The 4,012-nt window shown below is 59.3% G+C and carries 4 protein-coding genes and 1 pseudogene; 1 reads left to right on the forward strand and 4 read right to left on the reverse strand.

The annotated features are described in order from the left end of the window. Window positions 1-295: 295 nt before the first annotated feature. Together ACXYMW_RS19595 and ACXYMW_RS19600 are read right to left on the reverse strand one after the other, a co-directional pair. Window positions 296-970, reverse strand: a complete 675-nt coding sequence (locus ACXYMW_RS19595; RefSeq protein WP_459037015.1) for a hypothetical protein — start codon at window positions 968-970, stop codon at window positions 296-298. A gap of 1,041 nt (window positions 971-2,011) precedes the next feature. Next, window positions 2,012-2,218, reverse strand: coding sequence for a cold-shock protein (locus ACXYMW_RS19600; RefSeq protein ID WP_459037018.1), 207 nt, complete (start codon window positions 2,216-2,218; stop codon window positions 2,012-2,014). A gap of 328 nt (window positions 2,219-2,546) precedes the next feature. Here ACXYMW_RS19600 and ACXYMW_RS19605 point away from each other — a divergent pair. Next, a pseudogene (locus tag ACXYMW_RS19605) lies at window positions 2,547-2,745 on the forward strand (transposase); the annotation flags it as partial. A gap of 148 nt (window positions 2,746-2,893) precedes the next feature. Here ACXYMW_RS19605 and ACXYMW_RS19610 read toward each other — a convergent pair. Together ACXYMW_RS19610 and ACXYMW_RS19615 are read right to left on the reverse strand one after the other, a co-directional pair. Beyond that, window positions 2,894-3,085 (reverse strand): hypothetical protein, encoded by a 192-nt coding sequence (locus tag ACXYMW_RS19610; protein ID WP_459037016.1) that lies wholly within the window; start codon window positions 3,083-3,085, stop codon window positions 2,894-2,896. A 98-nt stretch (window positions 3,086-3,183) separates the two neighbouring features. Further along, on the reverse strand, window positions 3,184-3,312 hold the full coding sequence (locus ACXYMW_RS19615; protein WP_459037017.1) for a hypothetical protein: 129 nt from the start codon (window positions 3,310-3,312) through the stop codon (window positions 3,184-3,186). Window positions 3,313-4,012 lie beyond the last annotated feature (700 nt).

The raw sequence follows: 4,012 nt of genomic DNA on the forward strand, positions 1-4,012 counted from the left end.
TGGGCGATCCGCTCCGCGCGCCGAAAACGCTGCGCGGATCGCCCATTGCACCACCGGCGCACCCGCGCCAATCTGACCGCCGGGCTCCGGCTTCGGGTGGATGAAGAATGGGGGTCACAGCAGCTGTGCACTCGGTCTTCAGCGATGTGAAAAACTCTCCATCGCTGAATTGTCCTAGACAGCGCCGGCCCGAGCGGCGAGCGTGCGAACGAGTTTCCGATCACCGAATGCGGCCCAGTAGTCGGTTTCGGGACCGGCTTACACGGAGTGTCCTAAACAACTCCCGCTGCTTCGGTCATAACGTCAATCGAACGGCGTGGCGCACTTCGACACGAAGTATCCAGTTTCCCGGATCGTCGTCGCTTCGTTTCTCGCCTCGATATCCCAGCAACACCGTTTCTTCTGCCGTGTGGGTGCCTCCGTTCGAACTTGTGTCGAACGAAAGGTAGCTGCCGATGAGCAGAGCCGCGGATGCAAGGGCGCGATTTGCGGATGCCTTAGACTTGTAACCTGCCGCGTTCGCCAGACGCATTTCCGACAGGCCCTCATCCTCGGCAAGGGCTAGCGCCGTCAACATCGCACGCTGTGGACGCGAAAGAGTAACTTGGTCCAGCGCTTCGGCGTATTCCTCGGCGCTCGGGACCGACAATCCGGTCTGGGGATCGATCCGGCGATCTTCGATTCTTCGGATTTCCCTCGCGTCGATCACGTCATGGAGAGCTGCGATCGCGGCTTCCTCCGTAGCTCCCTTCGCCTCGGCAATTAGCCCGCGCGCGTTCGTCGCCCGCTTGGGAAAGGCTCTGGCGACGTATTCCCCAGAGAGGCGCCCGGATTTGATCTGATACCGGCCGTGTTCCCCTAGCTGCACCGGGACAGGGGTACCAATCAAGCGTTCGGAGTCCTTTTCCTTTTGTTCTCTGAACAGGTTACGATCTGAATCACTTCGAACTTTCGTCTTGAAACGCGTCATCGTGTTGGCCTCCGAAAGATGATGATAGGCAAATGGGTCCGATCCCTGGTCAGGTCCGCAGCCACTGCGCGTCTGCGAAGGACGCTAGCCGCCCCCTTGGATTCGTCTCATAGAAAAAGGCGCGTGACGCCTAATTTATCCCGCAAGGGTTCCGGTTCGAATTTTCAAGCGCCTCATCGTCACGAAGCACTTCGAGAAGGCGAATGGACCTGGATCCAATTTGGCAGATGGGGCCGTGGGGGTCGCCAGTAATTGTTAGTCAACCAGAGAAGAACCGGCGGAAGATCGTAGTGCGAACTGTCCTTCAGCGCCGCGTCATGAAATTTCTAGTTCGTTTCGATGTTCCAGCTGGCATGCTCGAACTGGTGCTGGACGTAGGAGAACCGCATTCCTGTGCTCGCGGCGCGGAGAAGAGATTCCAGCATTCGTCCCTATCGCGCTGGGCCAGTATCTTCATCTCGACCCCATGAGACCGACTTGCAGCCGGTTCTGCAGGAGAAGCGGCAAACGGGCTCGATACCGAACATGAACTGCGGTTGGTAGACGAGGCGATAGAGTCTGCAGGCAAAAGGTCCCTTCGCGCGATACTCGGCGACCCTCAGGAACGGCATCACCGACCCCGCCTCCGTCGAGTTTTCGGGCAGCGGTGTGGTGGACAGCGTGGGTCTCGCGCCAGTTGGCATCGGGCGTCAACGCAACCACTCCGATTGCGCGGCCTAACCGGTTGCCCAGTCGCTTACTGCGGAAGAACGATCCCTGGCCACAAATCTTCAGGATCATGAACAGGCGCACGAGGAAGGCCGAATTGACCAACGCAAGCAGCGTGTATAGCTCTGCGCTGAAGGAGAGCCATCAAGCCACGCCTCACATACCAACAAAGGGCGCCAGCGTAACGAACAATTCCAGTATGCTGGGTATGGGGTAGGTCCCTCGATACCAACTCAGAACCCGCGACCAGTTTCGCGAACTGTTCGGTTGTTAGGCATCGAGAGATCGCTCACGGTGACCGGGCGCTTCGTGTGAAGCGCCCGCGCGACGGGGTTAGACGAGCACGAGATTGGTCGCGCTTTCGCGGCCATCGCGACCGGTTTCCACATCGAACGTCACTTTCTGGGCGTCCGAAAGGCTGGTGAGACCGGCACGTTCGACCGCCGAGATGTGGACGAAAACGTCCTTGCCGCCCGTATCCGTTTCGATGAAGCCGAAGCCCTTTTGGGTATTGAAAAACTTCAAGGTGCCATGGGCCATATCCGTGGTCTCCTGTTCATGTGCTGCCCACAGGATGTGGCAACCCGGCAAAGTCAAACTGAATCGATCAACTGAAAGCCGGATGAACGGAAGCAGCGGTTCGAAGCGAACAACAATGACCCGAAAGACATGCGCCTTCTGAGATCGACATACAAGGGGCGATGTACCACAATGCGACATTGGTCCACCGGTAGCTGTTGCTCGCTGTATGTCATTGAAACGTACCGCGGCCGACGGAAGCCGGCTTCGGAGGTCGAGCGCAACCTTGTAGCCGCTGACCTGACCCGGCAAACGGTCCAAGCTAAGCACGAATTTGCGGGCATGGTCACTGGCAGCAGAGGAGTGCTCCGATGCCCAAGGACGGTTTACGGAGGAGCAGATCGCGTTTGCAGTGAGGCTGGCACGACGGTCGGCGAGGTCTGTCGCAAGATGGGAGTTGCGGAAGCCACGTTCTACCGCTGGTAGAAAAACTACGCCGGAATGGCGTGGCCGAGATCCGACGGTTGAAACAGCTCGAGGAGGAGAACGGCATAAACCGCGCCGGGTCTGGCCCGGATTGTCGAGGACCATTCGCACTGCACGCTCGCGGACCTCCGGGGAGAACTTGTTCGTTGTCTTGCTCATGATGGCTCCAGTCTACTTAAGAGTTGGAGCCTCCGGCAGACCCGGCGCGGTTCAGTAGCCGCGCTCGGCCCGCCCCTTCAGCGTCAGGCGCGCCTCGAGATCCCGCTCGAGCCTGGGGCGGCACGGGCCAACGAGCCAGCGAGGCAGAAGCGCCTGTTCGAGTTGCCGGATACTCTCGTTGACTGTGTGGAAGTTGTCGAGCAGCTGCCCGATGAGTTGTTCGCCCTGCGAGGCACGAAACACGTTGCGATAGTTTTTGGTGGTCCGGTCCCGAAGCCGCGCCGTTGGGGGTCCGCTTCTGCGGGCCCCCGACCCGTTCATCTGAACGGCGTCGCGCTCCCTCAGTCAGCCGGAATCGCCACCGTGGGATCGCCGCCATACCACCCGAAGAGGTAGGCTGCGATTATGACTATGCCGATGAGAACGGCAGCGATGATGCCCATGCTTTTGCGGGACTGGTTAACGTTCATAATGGTCTCCTGCTTCGGTGTCGAAGCTGCTTGCGGTGTGGGTGCTGCGGTTGCGCCCAGAACCGCGCGTTGCGTGGCATTGATCGGAGCGGGATACGCTCCGTGACGGCAAGAAACCGGCTCAATGCTTTTTCTAAAGTTTCGGCGACGCCACATCGCGGAAGATCCGTACGACACTTGACGGTGCGACCGGCGGGGTCTTCTTCAGTTTTGGTTTCTTCGTTTCTTTTTTGCTTCGCTGCTGTCTCTGGGACATGGCTGCACCTCTCCGTTGTTGATTGACCCGGCGATGAGCAAACGCCGGCGAGTGGATCGGCCCGCATGCACACGAGAATGGCATGCCGCGGGTCCATGTCCAAAAGCCTGTCCGTCACCATCGACTTGGAAGATCGCAGGGTCATCTCGGAACTCTCCCGAACTGCTGGCAGGCGAGGCCTGCGCCAGACGTCAGTCGAGAGCCCTGCCCCCTACCGACTGACAGAAGAACCTTACGACTAAACCCTGGTGGAAGGGCTAATCGATGTTAGCGTTGGCCGAAATCTTGGCCTGCTGCCGGTCCCGTGGACACGACGATAAAATCGTGAACTGCCCCCCATTTCGACCGGACAGCCTGGCATGACCATGGAAGGCTCAAGCCTGTGCTTGGGGACATGCTTATGCCCAACGACAGACCCACCCGCATTGAGGTGATCACCGGCGT

It is taken from the genome of Roseivivax sp. CAU 1761 (assembly GCF_054482755.1).